The organism is Bacteroidota bacterium, from assembly GCA_018266835.1.
Taxonomy (GTDB): domain Bacteria; phylum Bacteroidota; class Ignavibacteria; order Tepidaquicellales; family Tepidaquicellaceae; genus JAFDZO01.
In genome coordinates this window covers 316829-334420 of the sequence record JAFDZP010000003.1, presented here as the reverse complement: position 1 = coordinate 334420, position 17592 = coordinate 316829, and the positions used below count along the sequence as shown (strand labels likewise).

The 17592-nt window shown below is 34.4% G+C and carries 21 protein-coding genes; 8 read left to right on the top strand and 13 right to left on the bottom strand.

Annotation, left to right across the window (positions count from 1 at the left end; translation table 11 throughout):
- Positions 1-87: 87 nt before the first annotated feature.
- The 4 genes from aspA to JST55_10860 are packed head-to-tail and all read left to right on the top strand — an operon-like array spanning position 88 to position 4510.
- Complete coding sequence (gene aspA, locus JST55_10875; protein MBS1494008.1) at positions 88-1488, top strand: aspartate ammonia-lyase; 1401 nt, start codon at positions 88-90, stop codon at positions 1486-1488.
- A 7-nt stretch (positions 1489-1495) separates the two neighbouring features.
- Positions 1496-2206 (top strand): 16S rRNA (cytidine(1402)-2'-O)-methyltransferase, encoded by a 711-nt coding sequence (rsmI, locus tag JST55_10870; GenBank protein ID MBS1494007.1) that lies wholly within the window; start codon positions 1496-1498, stop codon positions 2204-2206.
- A gap of 16 nt (positions 2207-2222) precedes the next feature.
- Entirely contained in the window at positions 2223-3668 is a 1446-nt protein-coding gene (locus tag JST55_10865; protein ID MBS1494006.1) for a glutamate--tRNA ligase, read from the top strand.
- The gene (locus tag JST55_10860) at positions 3665-4510 is read left to right on the top strand and encodes a metallophosphoesterase (GenBank protein MBS1494005.1); all 846 of its coding nucleotides are present in this window, start codon (positions 3665-3667) and stop codon (positions 4508-4510) included. The genes JST55_10865 and JST55_10860 overlap by 4 nt, the downstream gene beginning before the upstream one ends.
- Before the next feature lie 266 nt (positions 4511-4776).
- On the opposite strand, the gene JST55_10855 is transcribed toward JST55_10860, so the two are convergent.
- Genes JST55_10855 through JST55_10845 form a run of 3 tightly spaced genes read right to left on the bottom strand, consistent with a single transcriptional unit; the run spans position 4777 to position 7061 of the window.
- Positions 4777-5064, bottom strand: a complete 288-nt coding sequence (locus tag JST55_10855) for an integration host factor subunit beta (protein ID MBS1494004.1) — start codon at positions 5062-5064, stop codon at positions 4777-4779.
- Positions 5065-5081: 17 nt separating this feature from the next.
- The gene (gene sppA, locus JST55_10850) at positions 5082-6077 is read right to left on the bottom strand and encodes a signal peptide peptidase SppA (GenBank protein MBS1494003.1); all 996 of its coding nucleotides are present in this window, start codon (positions 6075-6077) and stop codon (positions 5082-5084) included.
- 42 nt (positions 6078-6119) lie between these two features.
- The gene (locus tag JST55_10845; GenBank protein ID MBS1494002.1) at positions 6120-7061 is read right to left on the bottom strand and encodes a tetratricopeptide repeat protein; all 942 of its coding nucleotides are present in this window, start codon (positions 7059-7061) and stop codon (positions 6120-6122) included.
- A gap of 104 nt (positions 7062-7165) precedes the next feature.
- On the opposite strand from JST55_10845, the gene thpR reads away from it, so the two are divergent.
- The 3 genes from thpR to JST55_10830 are packed head-to-tail and all read left to right on the top strand — an operon-like array spanning position 7166 to position 9165.
- Positions 7166-7711: an RNA 2',3'-cyclic phosphodiesterase gene (thpR, locus tag JST55_10840; protein MBS1494001.1), complete on the top strand. Its 546-nt coding sequence runs from the start codon at positions 7166-7168 to the stop codon at positions 7709-7711.
- 24 nt (positions 7712-7735) lie between these two features.
- Positions 7736-8089 (top strand): VOC family protein, encoded by a 354-nt coding sequence (locus JST55_10835; GenBank protein ID MBS1494000.1) that lies wholly within the window; start codon positions 7736-7738, stop codon positions 8087-8089.
- Positions 8089-9165 (top strand): glutaminyl-peptide cyclotransferase, encoded by a 1077-nt coding sequence (locus tag JST55_10830; GenBank protein MBS1493999.1) that lies wholly within the window; start codon positions 8089-8091, stop codon positions 9163-9165. Before JST55_10835 ends, JST55_10830 begins: the two co-directional genes overlap by 1 nt.
- A gap of 69 nt (positions 9166-9234) precedes the next feature.
- On the opposite strand, the gene porQ is transcribed toward JST55_10830, so the two are convergent.
- The 10 genes from porQ to JST55_10780 all read right to left on the bottom strand — a co-directional run bounded on the left by porQ (position 9235) and on the right by JST55_10780 (position 16729).
- Positions 9235-10176, bottom strand: coding sequence for a type IX secretion system protein PorQ (gene porQ, locus JST55_10825; protein ID MBS1493998.1), 942 nt, complete (start codon positions 10174-10176; stop codon positions 9235-9237).
- Positions 10177-10300: 124 nt separating this feature from the next.
- Positions 10301-10579: an acylphosphatase gene (locus JST55_10820; protein ID MBS1493997.1), complete on the bottom strand. Its 279-nt coding sequence runs from the start codon at positions 10577-10579 to the stop codon at positions 10301-10303.
- 8 nt (positions 10580-10587) lie between these two features.
- Positions 10588-11493 carry a DMT family transporter gene (locus JST55_10815; protein MBS1493996.1) on the bottom strand — a complete coding sequence of 302 codons (906 nt, stop codon included), beginning with the start codon at positions 11491-11493 and terminating at the stop codon, positions 10588-10590.
- Between the two features lie 7 nt (positions 11494-11500).
- A complete protein-coding gene (locus JST55_10810; protein ID MBS1493995.1) occupies positions 11501-12394 on the bottom strand; it encodes a decaprenyl-phosphate phosphoribosyltransferase in 894 nt (297 codons plus the stop codon).
- On the bottom strand, positions 12381-13967 hold the full coding sequence (locus tag JST55_10805; GenBank protein ID MBS1493994.1) for a hypothetical protein: 1587 nt from the start codon (positions 13965-13967) through the stop codon (positions 12381-12383). Before JST55_10805 ends, JST55_10810 begins: the two co-directional genes overlap by 14 nt.
- Before the next feature lie 55 nt (positions 13968-14022).
- Positions 14023-14307: a 2TM domain-containing protein gene (locus tag JST55_10800; GenBank protein MBS1493993.1), complete on the bottom strand. Its 285-nt coding sequence runs from the start codon at positions 14305-14307 to the stop codon at positions 14023-14025.
- 29 nt (positions 14308-14336) lie between these two features.
- Positions 14337-14534 carry a hypothetical protein gene (locus JST55_10795; GenBank protein ID MBS1493992.1) on the bottom strand — a complete coding sequence of 66 codons (198 nt, stop codon included), beginning with the start codon at positions 14532-14534 and terminating at the stop codon, positions 14337-14339.
- A gap of 4 nt (positions 14535-14538) precedes the next feature.
- On the bottom strand, positions 14539-14829 hold the full coding sequence (locus tag JST55_10790) for a type II toxin-antitoxin system RelE/ParE family toxin (protein MBS1493991.1): 291 nt from the start codon (positions 14827-14829) through the stop codon (positions 14539-14541).
- Positions 14814-15050, bottom strand: coding sequence for a hypothetical protein (locus JST55_10785; GenBank protein ID MBS1493990.1), 237 nt, complete (start codon positions 15048-15050; stop codon positions 14814-14816). The genes JST55_10790 and JST55_10785 overlap by 16 nt, the downstream gene beginning before the upstream one ends.
- A 17-nt stretch (positions 15051-15067) precedes the next feature.
- Positions 15068-16729 (bottom strand): methylmalonyl-CoA mutase family protein, encoded by a 1662-nt coding sequence (locus JST55_10780; protein MBS1493989.1) that lies wholly within the window; start codon positions 16727-16729, stop codon positions 15068-15070.
- A gap of 159 nt (positions 16730-16888) precedes the next feature.
- Between JST55_10780 and JST55_10775 the strand changes: the two genes are divergently transcribed.
- A complete protein-coding gene (locus tag JST55_10775; GenBank protein ID MBS1493988.1) occupies positions 16889-17587 on the top strand; it encodes a hypothetical protein in 699 nt (232 codons plus the stop codon).
- Positions 17588-17592: the final 5 nt, after the last annotated feature.

The following is a 17592-nucleotide window of genomic DNA, read 5'->3' as shown; positions in this document are numbered from 1 at the left end:
ATTTTGCTCTCTATACATTTTTGGGGCTATGTTTTTCATTACAATTCCGAGCTAAAAAAGTTAATTTTACAGTTATACAATTATAATATGAAATACAGAATAGAAAAAGATTTCTTGGGAAGTCTTCAGATTCCAAATACAGCATATTACGGTGTGCAGACAATGCGCGCCGCAGAAAATTTTAAGATAACGGGAATATCGTTATCAATAAATCCTATCTTTATAAATTCATTGGCTTACGTTAAGAAGGCAGCAGCACTTGCAAATAGTAAGTTAGGTCTGCTGGATAAAACAAAGACGAAAGCAATTGTTCATGCATGTGATGAAATAGTTAAGGGCGGATATTACGACCAGTTCATTGTTGATATGCTTCAGGGCGGAGCTGGGACATCAACAAATATGAATGCAAATGAAGTTATTGCTAACATTGCCAATGAAAAACTTGGCGGGAAAAAAGGTGAGTATACTAAGGTTCATCCGAATAACGATGTGAATATGTCGCAGTCAACTAACGATGCTTATCCCACTGCATTCAGAATTGCTCTTTATCTTTCTACATTAAATTTGCTGAAGACAGTTTCTGAACTGAAGTCTTCATTGAGGAAAAAAGAGAAAGAGTTTAAGCATGTAATTAAAATGGGAAGAACTCAGCTGCAGGATGCAGTGCCAATGACGCTTGGACAGGAGTTTGGTGCCTATGCTGAAATGATAGATGAAGATATGAAGAGAATTAAAGAAGCGATGGGACTGATCACTGAAATTAATATGGGTGCGACTGCTATTGGAACGGGAATAAACTCTCATCCTGACTATGCAAAAATGGTATGTGAAAATTTAAAACAGATAACAGGAATTCCATTAAGCGTCTCTATCAATTTAGTTGAAGCTACCCAAGATACAGGTGCATACATTCAGGTAAGCGGAGTGTTCAAAAGATTTGCTGTGAAGCTCTCGAAGATTTGCAATGATTTGCGATTACTTTCATCCGGACCAAGAGCAGGTTTTAATGAAATAAATCTACCCCCTTTACAGCCGGGCTCTTCTATTATGCCGGGTAAAGTAAATCCTGTTATACCTGAAGTTGTCAATCAGATTGCATTCCAGGTTATCGGAAACGATTTAACTATTACTATGGCCGCGGAAGCAGGACAGCTTGAGCTTAATGTAATGGAACCGGTTATTGCGTTCAGACTATTTGATACGATTTCAATTTTGAATAACGGATGCAGAACGCTTTATGAAAAATGTATAAATGGAATAACAGCAAACGTAGATGTCTGCAGAAAATATGTTGAGAACAGTATAGGACTTGTAACAGCAATGGTGCCTGTTATCGGTTACGAAAAATCTTCAGAGATTGCAAAGGAAGCGTTGGCAACAGGGAAATCTGTTTATGAATTAATAATACAAAGAAATCTTGTTTCTAAAAAAGAGCTCGATATAATTATGTCTCCCGAAAACATGACGGGACATAAAAGAAAGCATTAAAAAATAAATGATAGAACTGCCTCAGATAGAATTTCCTGATTTAAAAATTGAAGCAGGAACGTTATATATTGTTTCAACTCCTATAGGAAATCTTGAGGATATTTCTTTCAGAGCGATTTACGTTTTAAATAACGTGGATTACATTGCAGCTGAAGATACAAGAACTTCCGGAATTTTATTAGCTGCTTACGGAATAAAACGGAAATTAATCAGTTATTATTCACAGGTAGAATCATCCAAGCTTGAATTTATATTAGGCGAATTAAAATCAGGTAAGTCAATTGCATTGATATCAGATGCAGGTACTCCCTGTATTTCAGATCCCGGGAGTATTTTAGTAAGCAATTGTGTTAAAGAAAATATTGAAGTTGTTTCAATTCCGGGCGCATCATCGTTAATACATTCATTGGTACTTTCAGGATTTTCGACCGATAAATTTTATTATCATGGCTTTCTTCCTCTGAAAAAAGGAAGGGAAACTCTTTTTAATGAGTTTAAGAGTATGAAGATGCCTATAATAATTTTTGAATCACCCTTCAGAATTTTAAGAACACTTGAAGATATTAACAGATACCTCGGAAATAAAGAAGTTTGCTTAGGGAGAGAACTGACAAAAAAATTTGAAGAGATAAAAAGAGGAAGAGTAAAAGATTTATTACAAAATAAAAACAATTTAAAAATAAAAGGTGAGTTTGTAATCATCATTAATAATAATTAATTACAATATATAATACATGTCAAATTCAGAAGTAAGAGTTCGTTTTGCGCCGTCACCTACAGGATATTTACACGTGGGGGGATTGAGAACAGCTCTGTTCAATTACCTGTTTGCAAAACACAATAACGGGAAATTTATTTTAAGAGTAGAAGACACTGACCAGACACGAAAAGTTGAAGGCGCAGTTGAAAACATTATAGATGCATTGAATAAGTTAGGACTAGATTTAGATGAAGGTCCGTTCAAAGGCGGAGACTTTGGTCCCTACTATCAGTCAGAAAGATTGGATATTTATAAAAAATACTGTGATGAGCTTATCGAAAAGGGCATGGCTTATTATGCGTTTGAAACTCCAGAAGAGCTTGATGAAATGAGAAAGCTTCAGCAGATTGAGGGAAGGCAGACAATGTATGACAGACGTGCAAGAGATTTTACGTCTGAAGAAGTAAAAGAAAAATTAGATTCAGGAATTCCACATGTTATAAGATTGAAGGTCCCGCTGAACGAAGAAATAATTTTCGAAGATTTAATAAGAGGCACAATAAAGATCGAGACGAATATAATTGATGACCAGGTTTTATTAAAAGCTGACGGATTTCCGACATACCATTTAGCAAATGTTATCGATGACCATTTAATGAATATTTCTCATATTATAAGAGGTGAAGAATGGGTAACTTCGGTTCCTAAACATATTATTTTATACAGAGCTTTCGGCTGGGAAGTGCCTAAGATGGCACACTTGCCGTTGCTATTAAATCCGGATAAGACGAAGCTTAGCAAAAGACAAGGTGACGTTGCAGTAGAAGATTATATGAAAAAAGGTTATCTGAATGAAGCATTAATTAATTTCATTGCATTACTCGGATGGCATCCCGGTGACGGAATTGAAGAAGAAATTTTTTCTATGGAAAAGCTGATTGAATTATTCTCATTAGAAAAAGTTCACAGTGCGGGAGCGGTTTTCAATATTGATAAACTGAACTGGATGAATAATGACTACATTAAAAATTACGATCTGGATAAACTTACTCATCTTTTAATCCCTTATATAAAAGAAGCGGGATATGACGCATCAGATTTTGAGAAGACTAAAAAAGTGGTTTCTGCAATCCGTGTTTATCTGAATAAACTGAATGAAGTAGGGGAGCATATTAAAATGTTCTATCAGGATAAAGTTGTTGTTGAAAGTGATGAAGATAGGGAAATTGTTACTTCAGATGATGCGAAGAAAATTTTCAATTATTTAATTCCCGCAATAAGCGAAACTGATTTCAGTGAAATTGATAATATAAAAAATCTTTTCAGCGAAGCACAGAAAGCAACAGGGATAAAAGGCAAGAAGTTCTTCCAGCCATTGCGAATTGCAATAACAGGACAAACTCACGGTCCTGAATTTCCTTTAACTATTCAGATTTTAGGAAAAGATAAGGTCTTGGCTGCACTCAGACAAATGCATTGAATAGACGAAAGTTTATAAAAAATACATTTTGGGGACTTTCAGGTATAGGACTTTTCGGCGGTTTGTATTGCTGGCAAATTGAACCATTCTGGCTGGAGTTTGTGAAAGTAAAAATGCCAATCAAGAATTTACCCGATGAACTGATTGGCAAGACTCTAATGCAAATAAGTGACATCCATATTGGAAATCGCTTTGACTATCACTTCATAATTAACTCATTCAAAAAAGCAAAAGAATTTAACCCTGACTTTATTGTTTACACAGGTGACTATGTAAGCATTAACAAAGATGCAGTTCAATATGATAAGTTAGAAGATACATTAAATAATATTGTTAAGGGGAAAATAGCAACTATTGGAATTTTAGGCAATCACGATTATGGAAAAAATTGGTCGCAAAATGATGTTGCAGATAAAATTTCAGAAATGCTTATTAGCAAAGGCATTCAACTATTAAGAAATGACAGTGCTGAAGTAAACGGAATAAACTTTATTGGCTTTGATGACTATTGGGGACTGAACTTCAATCCCGAAAAAGCTATGAAAGGTTTTGACAAATCAAAAGCAAATATAGTATTGTGTCATAATCCTGATGTTTGCGATTTAGATGTTTGGGGCGAATATAATAGTTGGATACTATCAGGACATACTCACGGTGGACAAGTTAAACCGCCATTTCTTCCGCCGCCAATGCTTCCGGTAAAAAACAAAAAATACTCTGCCGGACAATATGAATTGAGAAATGACAGAACTCTATATATAAATAGAGCATTGGGACACTTATGGCAAGTGAGATTTAATGTAAGACCGGAAATAACAATTTTTGAATTACAAAAAGGGTAGCGAAATTATTATCAATCTGGATTTTGTTACAGGCAGGAGTTACAAATAATCTTGGCTCTTTGAAGATAAAATTTATGCAGATGCTGAAGTTTTTCAACCTCAGCATCTGCAAAAAATTTTTATCTGATTTTCTTTTTATGTCTGTTCTTTCTGAGTCTTTTCTTCCTCTTATGCGTAGACATCTTCGCACGTTTTCTTTTCTTGCCACAAGGCATAGTGTTTCTCCTTTATAGATTGTTTATAAAACTTATTTTAAAAAATTTCTGTTATTTTACTAGCGCGTCCTGAACCGCTTTTTTGAACTCCTTTGATACCTTGAACATCGGGATAAATCTTTTTCCAAGTGAAATACTTTCACCTGTTCTTGGGTTTCTTGCAGTTCTTGGTTCCTTCACATTATTTTTAAATGTTCCGAAACCTCTGATTTCAATATTTCCGTTTTCCTTCAGGCATTCAATTATGCAACTGATGAAACCTTCAACAACTATCTCTGTCTCTTTCTTGCTTAGTCCTGTAGCTTCTGAAATTTTAGCGGCAATTTGCGCTCTTGTCATAATTTTTTATTTAAAAATTATTTTTCGAATTTATATTGTAAAACAGGTTTATCTATGAATTCGTTTTTCAATTCCTGCTTAAGCTCTTTAATCTCAGAAGAGGTAGAACCTTCTGTAAGTCTTTCTACAATTCCTAAGCGTGTTTTCTCTTTTACAATTGTTGGCTCGCCTTCAATGCCGCCCATCTTACCGGCTATTCTGATTGCATCTTCGAATGTTCCCAGTGAATCAACAAGTCCTAATTTCTTTGCCTGGCTTCCTGTAAAGACTCTTCCGTTAGCAATTTTTTTGAGGTCTTCCATATCGATTTTTCTCTCTCTGGAAACAACATCTAAAAACTGCTTGTAACTGTCATCAACTATATCCTGAAAATACTCTTTATCTTTTTCAGTAGGATATCTGAAAGGACTTCCTGCATCTTTCAGTTCACCGCTTTTAATTGTGGTTTCATCTATTCCAAGTTTCTTTGCAAGTTCCTGAATAGTCACGAAAGACATTATTACTCCGATACTTCCTGTTAAAGAACCCGGATTAGAAACTATAATACTTCCGCCGCATGCAGCATAATATCCGCCGCTTGCAGCAAGTGATGCAAATGAAACTATTACAGGTTTACCGCTGTCTCGGGTTTTTCTTATTTCTTCATACATCTCCTGTGAAGCAGCAACGCCGCCGCCGGGAGAGTTAATTCTTAATACAATTGCTTTGATAGATTTATCTTCGCGGTATTTCTTAAACTGTCTTACAATCGGGTCGGAAGTTATTATGGTAAAATCCAAATCTACAACTGCTATCTTTCCGTTTCCTTTACCGCTTCTGTAATTATATTCATACCTGTCTCCGCCTTCTGCTGAACTTATGACTTTGGCAAGAAATAAAAAAGATGCTGCGGTAAAAATTAGAGCTATTACAAGAATGGAAATAAAAATTCCCCAGAATACTTTTGAACCACCGGAGGATTTCTTCGGATAGTTGTAATTGTAATTATAAGGAGGAGGATTTTGCTGTTCCATAAATGTTTCCTGACTGCATTTCAGCAGTCAGGATTTTAAAATTTATTTGTTTTCTTTCTTTAATTCTTCAGCTTTTTTGTAAGCATCTGTAGCTTTATCTGTCTGACCTGTATTGCCATATAATACAACTAATAAATCCCAAACTCTTGGTTTGATATCTTTATTATTGATATTTGTTTTTGATAACGGTTCGACCACTGCTAATGCATCCATGTAGTACTGCTTTATGTTCGGATCGTTTTCATTTTTTGATTTCATTTCTTCAGCAGCTTTTACTTTTGCCAAACCAAAGTTATAAGAAGAAACTTCATAGTACTGGTCATCTTTTGGGAGAGAAGGAATGTTTAATACTTTTTGGAATGTTGCTGCTGCGTCGTCGTTCTTTTTAAGAGTAAGTAATGTACTGCCTTCATCAAATAAAATTGCTGCAACTCTTATTGCGCTTTCTTTACTGTTTGTTTTTGCAATAACACTTTGGAATAATTCAAGAGCTTTATCTTTATCACCTAAGGCAAAATATGTTCTGCCTAATGCTTCTATACCTTTAGTTGAATCGGGCTGAATATTATATGCTGCCTGAAAATATCGTAATGCCTGTCTGTAGCTTGGATTTGCTGTTAAAGTATCTTTTGCTTTTGCGCCAATTCCAAAACTGCTGGCACCTTGGTTATATTTTTCTACCCAATAAGCAGTAACTCTGTCACCGTATTCACCTGATAATCTTTTTGCATTTGCAAAAGATTCTTTTGATTCTTCAAAGTGTCCGTTCTCAACTTGTGAATATCCTAACATGTACCATGCTTCTGCATCATTTTTATCAACTGCTACACCTTTCTTTAATTCTATTTCAGCCTTTTGATAATCTTTTTGCTGGAATGCTAATTTTCCTGTGGTGGATTCTGCTGATGTGCATCCTGTGAAATAAACAAAACTTGAGGTAAGGGCTAATGTTAAAAGTACGGTGAATATCTTTATTGCTTTCATTATGGTATATCTCCCAAAATTTTTTGATTTAATCGTTAAATATACGTAATTTAATATAGTTATTCAATTTAGTTTTTTAGCGATTTTCAACAATAATTACTCATTTGAGAAGCTTTATTTCACTTAATATTGATTTAAAAAGTAAGGAAAAGATACAAAAAATTCAGAATTTAGTTAAAGAAAAGATTGAAAAGCCTTATTTAGCCCGTTTTGAGAAACCTGAGAACTTTCATCTTACTATTTTCTTTGTTGGAGAAGTGGATGAAATTAAATTAACAAAGATATATGAAACAGTTGTAACAAAAATTGAGAATAAATTCGGGCAGCTGAATTTTGAGTGCTCAGGAATAAATGCTTTTCCGAATTTAAAAAATCCAAAAGTAATTTTTCTGAATTGTAAAGATTCGGAGAATAAAATTTTTGAGTTAGCAGAAGAAGTAAAGACAATATTAGGAGAGTTTGGTTTTACACAGGATAAAAATTTCCATCCTCATATAACACTTGCAAGAATTAAAGGAAGAACTAAATTGAAAGATATCTCAGATATAAATCTCAAAGTAAATTTTTCGGTTAATAAGCTTAGTATAATGCAAAGTATAATTTCAACAACCGGAGCAGAGCATAAAGAAATTTTTGCTATCAATCTTTAAAATATATTTCACTATCTTTGAACCATGAAAATAGAAATTGGTCACACAGAAATTTTTGTTAAAAATCCCCTTGAGGCTAAAAATTTTTATGTTGATGTATTAGGATATGAGATTGAAGTTATTCAGCATGAAAAATTTGTCTGGCTTAAGCGCGGTTCGCATATTATTCTTCTCCGGCCTGGCAATCCCGTTAACCCATCAGCTTATCAGAAAGCAAACATAGCATTTGTAATTTATACCGATAACCTGGATGATGCAAAAGAATATTTTGAATCTAAAGGAGTTAAATTTAAAGGAACTGACGGCTCGGATAAATGTCTGACTTTTACAGATAATGACGGCAACTGGTTTCAGTTAGTAAATAAAGAGGATCATTAATGTATAATAAATTTTTAGTTTGTATTTGTTCAATTGCACTAAGCGTAATATTTTTTTCATGTAAAAACGAGAACACACCGGTAATAGATAAAAAGCTGGAAGTATATTTCAAGCTTACAGCTCCAGCAAATAATTCTTCGGCAAAGTTAAATGACAGTCTCAAAGTCTCATTCGTAATTTCAAAGCAAAACGTTAAGCTGGATTCATCTCAGGTATTTTTTGATAACAACTATATATCTTCTCTAAAAAATGGAGTAACGTCATATTCTTTTCTACCATCAGCAGGAAAACTCGGCGTACATAAAGTCTCTCTGAAAACATTTTATGAAGACGGAAAGAACGAAACGCTTGAATCGAACATAAAAATTTTATCAGATGTAATTCCAAAGCCTGAAAAATTTACTGTAGTCAAAACTTATCCGCACTCAAAAGCAGATTTCACTGAAGGGTTTGAATTTTACAAGGGATATATTTATGAAAGCACGGGACTTGAAGGGAAATCGTTAATAAAAAAATATGATTTAGCTTCAGGTAAAACATTGAAGGAAATTCCGCTTGATAAACAATATTTCGGTGAGGGAATAACAATCTTCGATAATAAAATTTATCAGCTAACATGGAAGAATAAAAAAGGATTTGTATATAATCTTGATGATTTCAAGTTCATTCAGAATTTTACTTATAACACTGAAGGCTGGGGTATGACTAATAACGGAAAAGAATTAATTATGAGCGACGGTACAAATAAAATTTATTATATGAATCCGTATTCGTTTGCAATTACTTCTAATATTGAAGTCTATGATAACATGGGAGCAATAACAAATATAAATGAGCTTGAATACTACAAAGGAAATATATATGCAAATGTATGGAGAACTTTTTTGATTCTTAAAATAGATGCTGCGACAGGAAAAGTATTAGGAAGAATGGATTTAGAAGAGCTGATGAAGCAGGCAGGAAATTTACAGGAAATTGATGTGCTGAACGGTATAACTATTAATCCCGCAACAGGAAATTTACTTGTTACAGGTAAGCTTTGGAATAAAATTTTTGAAATAAAAATTTCTGAATAAGTTTATACAACAAAAAAGCCCTGAAGTAATTAAACCTCAGGGCTTCTAAAATTTTCGATTTAAAATTATTTACAAATTAAATCCTACATTTATTCTGTGCGTTGAACCAAGTTTACCCATAGAATTGAACCCGTAATCAATCTGATATTTTTCCTGAAGTTTGAATCCAAGTCCCGCTGAAAATCCGCCAAGACCGATTGCGCTTCCTGTTTTTAACTGCTGCCTTACCTGGTTATCGTAACCAACTCTTAAATTTATAGTGTTTGAAACTTCAATCTCTGCGCCTGCAGTAATGTTTTTAAATCTGTCAAAAAATTTATCGTAGCTCTCATTTAAACTGTAGAAGCCCACGCTTAAAGTAAGAGGGGAGTTCTCTAATTTCTTAGTAACACCAACTCTCAAATCCACCGGGAGCTTTTCTTTATAATCTTCATAGGAAGAAAGCTGGGCTCCAACATTTAGTAAGCTTACGCCCAATGTCATCATTGCCTTCTGAACTTTATAAATAGCTCCGAAATCTATTGCTGCCGCTGTTGATTTATATGTATCATAAGATGAGTATATAAACTTTACATTCGCTCCATAATATAAATTATCGTACACATTTCCGTATCCGAGAGATAGAGCAATATCACTTGCTCCGAATGTTCCTAAGTTATTTGAGTTTACATCATACTTATCAAAACTTCCGTAATTAATATACTGAATACCAGCGCCGATATATCCTATATCTTTATACTTTTGGATGTAGGCTGCATTCCCTGAATTTATATCAAGCAGATATTTATAAAATCCTACCGATGCCTGTTTATCCTTAACGGTTGCAATTCCGCCGGGATTATAGAAAATAACGTTCACGTCATTTTCCATAGCCGTGAAGCTTCCTGAAAGGGCAGAAGCGCGCGCGCCAACATCAAGACGAAGGAAATTGTAAGTCGTGTTGGTTTGAGAATAAATAAAATTTGATGAAACTAGGAGGAATAAAATTCCGGGAAGGATTTTCTTGAGCATAATAAATTATTTTATTTACTTGAACAGTAAATATTTTCTATCGTATCCTTTTTTATTTTACTGTAATATTAAAATTTATCTTTCTGAATTTCAAGAGAGATAAGAGTTCTTATTTATATTGAAATTAATGATGAACGAGAAAAAATGGAAGCTCTCCGGGACTGTGGTATTCATCGACGCTCATATCATTCACCTGTGCTTCTGAGGGACCGCTTTTCAAATCGGTAAAAATAAAGTGGTTCACTGTATCTTTGCTTCCGTGAACAATCACTTCAACTTCTCCGGTGTTTAAATTTTTAACCCATCCTTTTAATCCAAGTTCGTGTGCTCTTTTGTATGCGAAATGTCTGAAGCCCACGCCCTGAACAAGTCCTTTAAGAATTACTTTATATGTGACATCCATAAACTATTTTATTTTAATTTTCTTTTGAAAATTAAATCCGAAAATTCGGAGACTATCAAACCGCTAATCATTATCAGTGCTCCGATTATCTGGCTAAATGTCAGTCTTTCATCCAAAAGAAAATATGCAAAAAATGTTGCGAAGACCTGCTCCATGTTATAGATAATACTAGCTTTGATAGGATTAGTCATCCCCTGAAACTTTGTCATCAAAAAAAACACCAATAAAGTTCCAAAGAGCGCTAAGAAAAGTACTAAGGATGTTGAACTTGTGGTGAAATTCATTTTTAAATTATCATAAACAAAATATTCCATCACCATCATGTATACAAAACTTAGAACTGCCATTGCAAGAAATTGACCGAAGACAAGATGTATTATATCTGTTATCTTAGAGTACTTATCAAGTAACACTATGTGAAGTGCAAATGAGAAAGTGCAGAAGATTGTAATGAAGTCACCGTAGTTTAATCCCGATACTCCGATTCCTGTTAGATAATAAAGTCCGACTGTTACTATAATAATCCCTATGATATTCTGAATTTTCGGTTTCCTACCACTGACAAAATATAAAGCGAATGGAACAAGCAGAACATTTGTGCCGGTAATAAATGCAGAGTTGGAAGCAGTAGTGTATTTCATACCCGTCGTCTGTGAGATGAAACCCAGGAATAATAAGAAACCCAGAATAAAGCCGTAGCGCCATTGCTTAAATCCTCTTATCTGTAATTTCTTATAATATATAGCAAAGAAAACAACGACAGTTATAGAGAATCGAAGGAATACTAGTGCAATAGGGGAGAAATCTTCTAAAGCAAATTTTGTGAATGGAAATGAAATTCCCCAGAATACAGTAATAGAAAGTAAAAGCAGCTCTGCTTTATAATGTGATACGCGGGAAATTTTATTTTTCAATTAAGTATTAAAGTCCTAATTTGGCTTTATAAATAATAGAGGCACAGACTATTACCCATAGAATTCCTGTCACGATAATCGGAATATCTTTAGTAACAATGGATGCAGGATTCTCGCCAAGATTTTTCTTATGAATCAAATAAAGATAACGGAATATTCCGTAAATTACGAATGGAGTTGTATAAATTAATTTATCAGTGTGAAATGTTGTGATGGTTTTATCCGATGCAGTGTAAAGAGCATAAGATAAAATTGTTCCTGTTGCAGCAATTGTATTTAACTGTTCAACAAAATCAATGGAGTAGTCATCAAGTACTTTTCTTTGTTTGGTCGCACCACCCTCATCTGCATTTGAGAGTTCTGCTCTTCTTTTTGAAATACCAAGAAAGAGTGAAATAAAAATTGTGGTGATAATCATCCAGCTTGAAAGCTGTACATCGATTGCAAAACCGCCGCCTACAACTCTTAACATGAAGCCTATAGAAATTGAGAACACATCTAAAAGCACCATGTGTTTCAATTTGTATGAGTACAAGAAATTATTTACAAGATATAAAACTATTACAATACCAAAAGATACCGGAAGATAAAATATGCACGCAGAAGCAACTAATGCAAGCAGCAGTGCAAAAAATGCCCAGGCTTCTTTTATTGAAACATCTCCTGAGGCAATGGGTCTGAATCTTTTTTTCTTGTGGTTTCTGTCACTTTCAACATCTGAAATATCATTAAGTATATAAACGCAGCTTGAAATCCCGCAGAAGGCAATGAATGCAATTAAATTAATAGAAAGCTTATCCCAATAGAATAAATTTCCTGAGAACAAGATCGGCGCAAAGCAGAAGACGTTCTTCAGCCATTGCTTCGGTCTTATAAGCTTTATTAATTTAATGATTTTCATTTTCTTTCCTGTAAAAGTTTACTTTATACACTTTCATTTCATCTCCGCCGCAGATTGTATTTTCTTCAAGCTTAGCTGAAAGCAGGTATTCAAAATATTTCCCGTGTCTTTGTAAAAAAGGTGTGAACCAGTGGTCGTATATTATCAGATATTTTACGTCGTTGTTCTTTAAAAGAGTCAGCATGGAATCCATATTATCTTCAAGTCTGTATTTCCTGTAGTCAAGTATCTGCGGAGTTACAAGTCCCGCCATATCAACTATCCTGTTCTTCGATATGAAAGTAATAGCACCGATATCATTAAGCGCAATTACATCATTCGGTGAAACATTATCTTTTACCCAGTGAGCAAGTTTCACCTGCTGGCTGTTAATGTTATCTGAATTTTTTCCAAGTGCCACTCCGTACACTATATAATAAGTGAATGAGAAAAATAAAAGCAGCGATGTTAAAAACTTTGTGCTGTGTAATAGCTTTAAAGAACTTTTGCTTTTGTATTTATTCAGAATTACTAAAATAGCATATACAGAAATCAAATTTATAAACGGAACTAACGGCATAAGATATCTGCCGTGATGTCTCCAGTTAGGTACGAATATTGATGATGCTATCGGGAGCAAAATTACCCATAAATAAATTAAATTTAAACTCCTTAATTTGCTAAAAAATCTTCTGATATTAGCAAAGTAAAAAAAGAAAGAGAACAGATACAGTACACAAGTTATCGGATTATCGCGAATAAATAATACAAGACTTATTCTTAAATATTCAAGATTCGGAAGGAATTCAAAATTTCCTCCCTGCCCTCTGAAAGTATTCGGCAGAATGTTGCCGCTTGTATAATAAGAGAACAAGAAATATCCACCTGCAATTATCACAAAAATTATTACACCTGCAATTAAGTCAAGTGTAGTCTTTAAAACTTTTTTTACTGTAAAAGAAAATGTCCATGCATCGAATAAATACAAACCGAACAGCATTAGTCCTTCAGGTCTTGATGCAGTTGATAAAGCAAAAAGAATGGACGGTATTAGAGAGATTTTCTGATTCTGTATATCTTTTATATGAAAATAAATTCCAAGGAGGGTGAAGAAGATAAACATTGTAGTTTCCATTCCAGACATAGCTGCCCATTCAAGTCTTCCCGACATTATTGTTAGCAATGCAACTAATAAGGCAAGATAAAGCGGACTGAAATCAAGTTCGAAATCCAGTACATCGGAATCAAAAAAAATCGTAACAGAAATTTTATATATAAATATGCAGCTGAGGATAAAAAATAATCCTGAGAGTATTACAGAGTTCAGCATAAAAGCAGGGGAGATAAAGCTTACCAATCCTGATACAACAACCCATAGAGGAGAAGTTGTGCCAGCAGTCGGCTCTCCCGGATTGAAAGTAAAATTGAACTCTTTTGCAAAATTTTCTGCAAAGCGGAAATGAATCCATGTATCATCCAGCGGAACTCCGAGGATTCCATGGGTAAAATAATAATTGAATATCTGATAAATCCCGAATGAGATGAGACAGAGTGAAATTATTGTGATGTAGTTCTTACTGTGAATACTATTCATATATGAAAAAGGCGAATCAGATTCGCCTTTATATGCTTGCTCCTTAGATTTAAAATTATTTTTGTTTATCTTTTTCGATCAGTTCCTGTATCTTCTTTTTCTCCCAGTCGTCTCCGAAGTAGCCGCCCTTTCCGAAAACCGAGAATGCATGGAACATAATTCCTATACCCCAGCCGATGGAAACCCAGTAGAACCACCAGTTGCCTGTATAATTAATGTAATTTATCAAGGCGAGCAGCAAATTTATGATTACATAATTAATCAGATTGATGTAAAAAGATTTTCTTGCTTTTACTTTTGCAGCAGCCCGGCTGTATAATTCTTCCTGTGAAAGTTCCATAGTTAAGGATTAAATTTTATTAAAACGATTTAGATAAATTCAATTCCTTCATCTTCAGCATTTTTCTTTGTCTGCATTATTTCGTTCTGCTCTTCTTCAGTCAGGTCATCCCACGATACCTGTTCCGTATCTATTTTCATCATATCGTAGTAGCTCTCAAGAAGATTTCTATCTTCTATGCTGTCGATTAATTTGTGAATCTCTTTTCTTAATTCTTTAATGGACATTGCATTAATTATTTGCGTTGGTATTCTGTCGTGTATCTTTTATAAATAGAATTTCTATTCTATTTTCAAAAACTTTATAAACTAGGTAAGAATGCTTTGTAATTAATTTTTTCCTAAAATGTTTTTTACCTGATGCGGTTCCAGATAAAGGAAACTTCTTTAAAGTTTGTAATTTGTCTTTTAAACTTCGTGAAAAATTATTTCGGATCCTTGTTGACCAATTAGTTTGCAGATAAATAATAATTTTTTCTAAATCATCAATCGCTTTGCTATGCCAAACTATTTTGAAATCCATTGAGCTAGTTTGTCCATTACTACTTCATTGTCAATAAATTCACCTCTTTCAATTTCTTTCTCCGCTTGAAGAATATCTTCTTTTTCTTCTTCTGTAAGTTCATCCCAAAAGTCTTTATCAGAATCAACTTTGAAAGATTGATAAAAAAATTGAAGTTTTTGTTCATCCTGCGATGCCTCAACAAACTTTACAATTTCTTTTTTTAACTCTGCTATGCTCATAACATTTTAATTAAAAATTAAAACACTGCAGTTTCTTCGTATACTCCGAATACTTCCTTCAGCTCGCCGCACATCTCACCGAGCGTTACATATTTTCTTGCACAGTCAAGCACTCTTGGCATTAAGTTAGTTCCATCTTCAGCAGATTTTTTCAACTCTGCAAGAGCGGTCTTAACATCTTCCTGATTTCTTGATGCCTTTAATTCTTTTAATAATCTGACCTGGCTTTCTTCAACTTCTTTTGAAATTTGTAAGATCGGGATATCAATCTTCTCATCTTCTTCAATAAAGTCATTCACGCCTACAACGATTTTTTCTTTCTTATCAAGCTCAACCTGATATCTGTATGCAGCATCTGCAATTTCTCTCTGGAAGAATCCGTTTTCTATACATGGAATAACTCCGCCCTGTGCTTCTATCAGATCAAAATATCTGTTTGCTTCTGCTTCTATATCATCAGTTAATTTTTCAATGTAATAGCTTCCGCCTAACGGGTCAGCTACGTTTATTACTCCATGTTCGTGAGCAATTATTTGCTGAGTTCTTAATGCGATTTTCACTGCTTTATCGGATGGTAATGCAAGCGTTTCATCCATTGAGTTTGTATGTAATGACTGCGTTCCGCCAAGCACTGCTGCTAAAGCCTCGATTGCAGTTCTTACAATATTATTTTCAGGCTGCTGAGCTGTAAGTGAGCATCCTGCTGTTTGTGTGTGGAATCTTAATACCCATGATTTCGGATTTTTTGCGCCGTACTTATTCTTCATTCTCTTTGCATAAATTCTTCTTGCTGCTCTGAACTTTGCAATCTCTTCAAAAAAATCTAAATGTGAATTAAAGAAGTGAGAAATTCTCGGAGCGAATGCATCTACATCCATTCCTCTTTCTATACAATGCTCTACATAAGCAAATCCGTCTGCAAGTGTGAATGCAAGTTCCTGCGCTGCTGTCGAGCCGGCCTCTCTTATGTGATATCCGCTGACAGAAACAGGATTGAACTGCGGAACTTCGGTTGTAGAATACTCCATCATGTCAGTAATAATTCTCATTGATTGTTTCGGAGGATAAATATATTCTTTCTGGGCTATGTATTCTTTTAAGATATCGTTTTGTAATGTTCCTCTTAACTTATTGAATGCTACTCCCTGCTTTTCAGCAACAGCTAAATAAAAAGCGTATGCCATTATACAAGGCGAATTAATTGTCATCGAAGTAGAAACTTTATCAAGCGGAATTCCATCGAACAATCTTTCCATATCGGCTAATGAAGAAACCGATACTCCGCAGATACCGACTTCACCTTCTGCAAGCGGCGCATCTGCATCCCAACCCATAAGTGTCGGCATATCAAATGCTGTAGATAGACCTGTCTGTCCGTGCTCAAGCAAATATTTGAACCTTTGGTTTGTGTCTTCGGGAGTTCCGAATCCTGCAAACTGCCTCATCGTCCATAATTTTCCTCTGTACATATTATGGTGAATGCCCCTTGTATAAGGGTATTCGCCCGGGTATCCAATCTCATTATAGTAATTCGTTTCCTTCGTATCTTCAGGAGTGTAACAGATATCAAGCTCTCTTCCCGATAGGGAAGTGAATTTCATTCCGTTTGTTTTCTGGGATTTAGCAGTTTCGTTCCACTCTGCTTTTGAAGCGCTCTTTTTAGGTTCTATATTGCTCATTTTTTATATGGATGTGTAGAATTTAAGTTCAAAAAGAAGTAGGGCAAAGATAATTCTTTAAATTTGTAAAATAAACTCAATTAGTGAGCCCAATATCTGAAACTTTTGGGGTAAAATATAAGTCTTATTTAGTAATTCAAACTTTACAACAATAACTTTATGAAAAAAATTTACACTCTTCTTTGTTTATTCCTATTTTCAAGCGCATTCTCTCAGACTTTAACCTCAGATGAAATAGTTCAGAAATATATTTCTGCTATCGGCGGAACTTCAGAGCTTAAAAAAATCAATCAGTTATCAATCACCGGAAAAGCTGTTATTATGGGACATGTAACGGCTGATGTTATTTTCTATGAAGATGCTGTTCAAAAATGTATGTTTTCCCTGGTAACCGGTGAAGGTTTTTCCGCTGCCAATTATTATGATATGACTGCTGGCTGGGTTTCGCAAAACGGAGCTAAAGAAGATATTACTCCTGAACAAATGAATACAATAAAAATAACGGTGGAAGACGGAACATATTTTTATTTGGCAGATATGGAAGGAAAAGGTATTAAAACCGAGGTTTTAGGTGAAGAAAAAATTGACGGCAAAGACTGTTATAAAGTTAAATTCACTCATAAAGGTACAGATAAAAATACTCAGTATATTGATAAGAACACTTTTTATCCTATAAGAGTAGAATCTATTTCGAGCAAAGGTAATCTTATAATTGTAAATAACACTGATTTTAAGGAAGTACCCGGTACAAAGTTAATTTTGCCGTATGGGATTGAAAGAGGTCCATTAAAATGTACAATTGATAAATACGAAATTAATATGCCCGTAGAACCAAAAATTGTTTTAGGAAATAAGTAAATTTT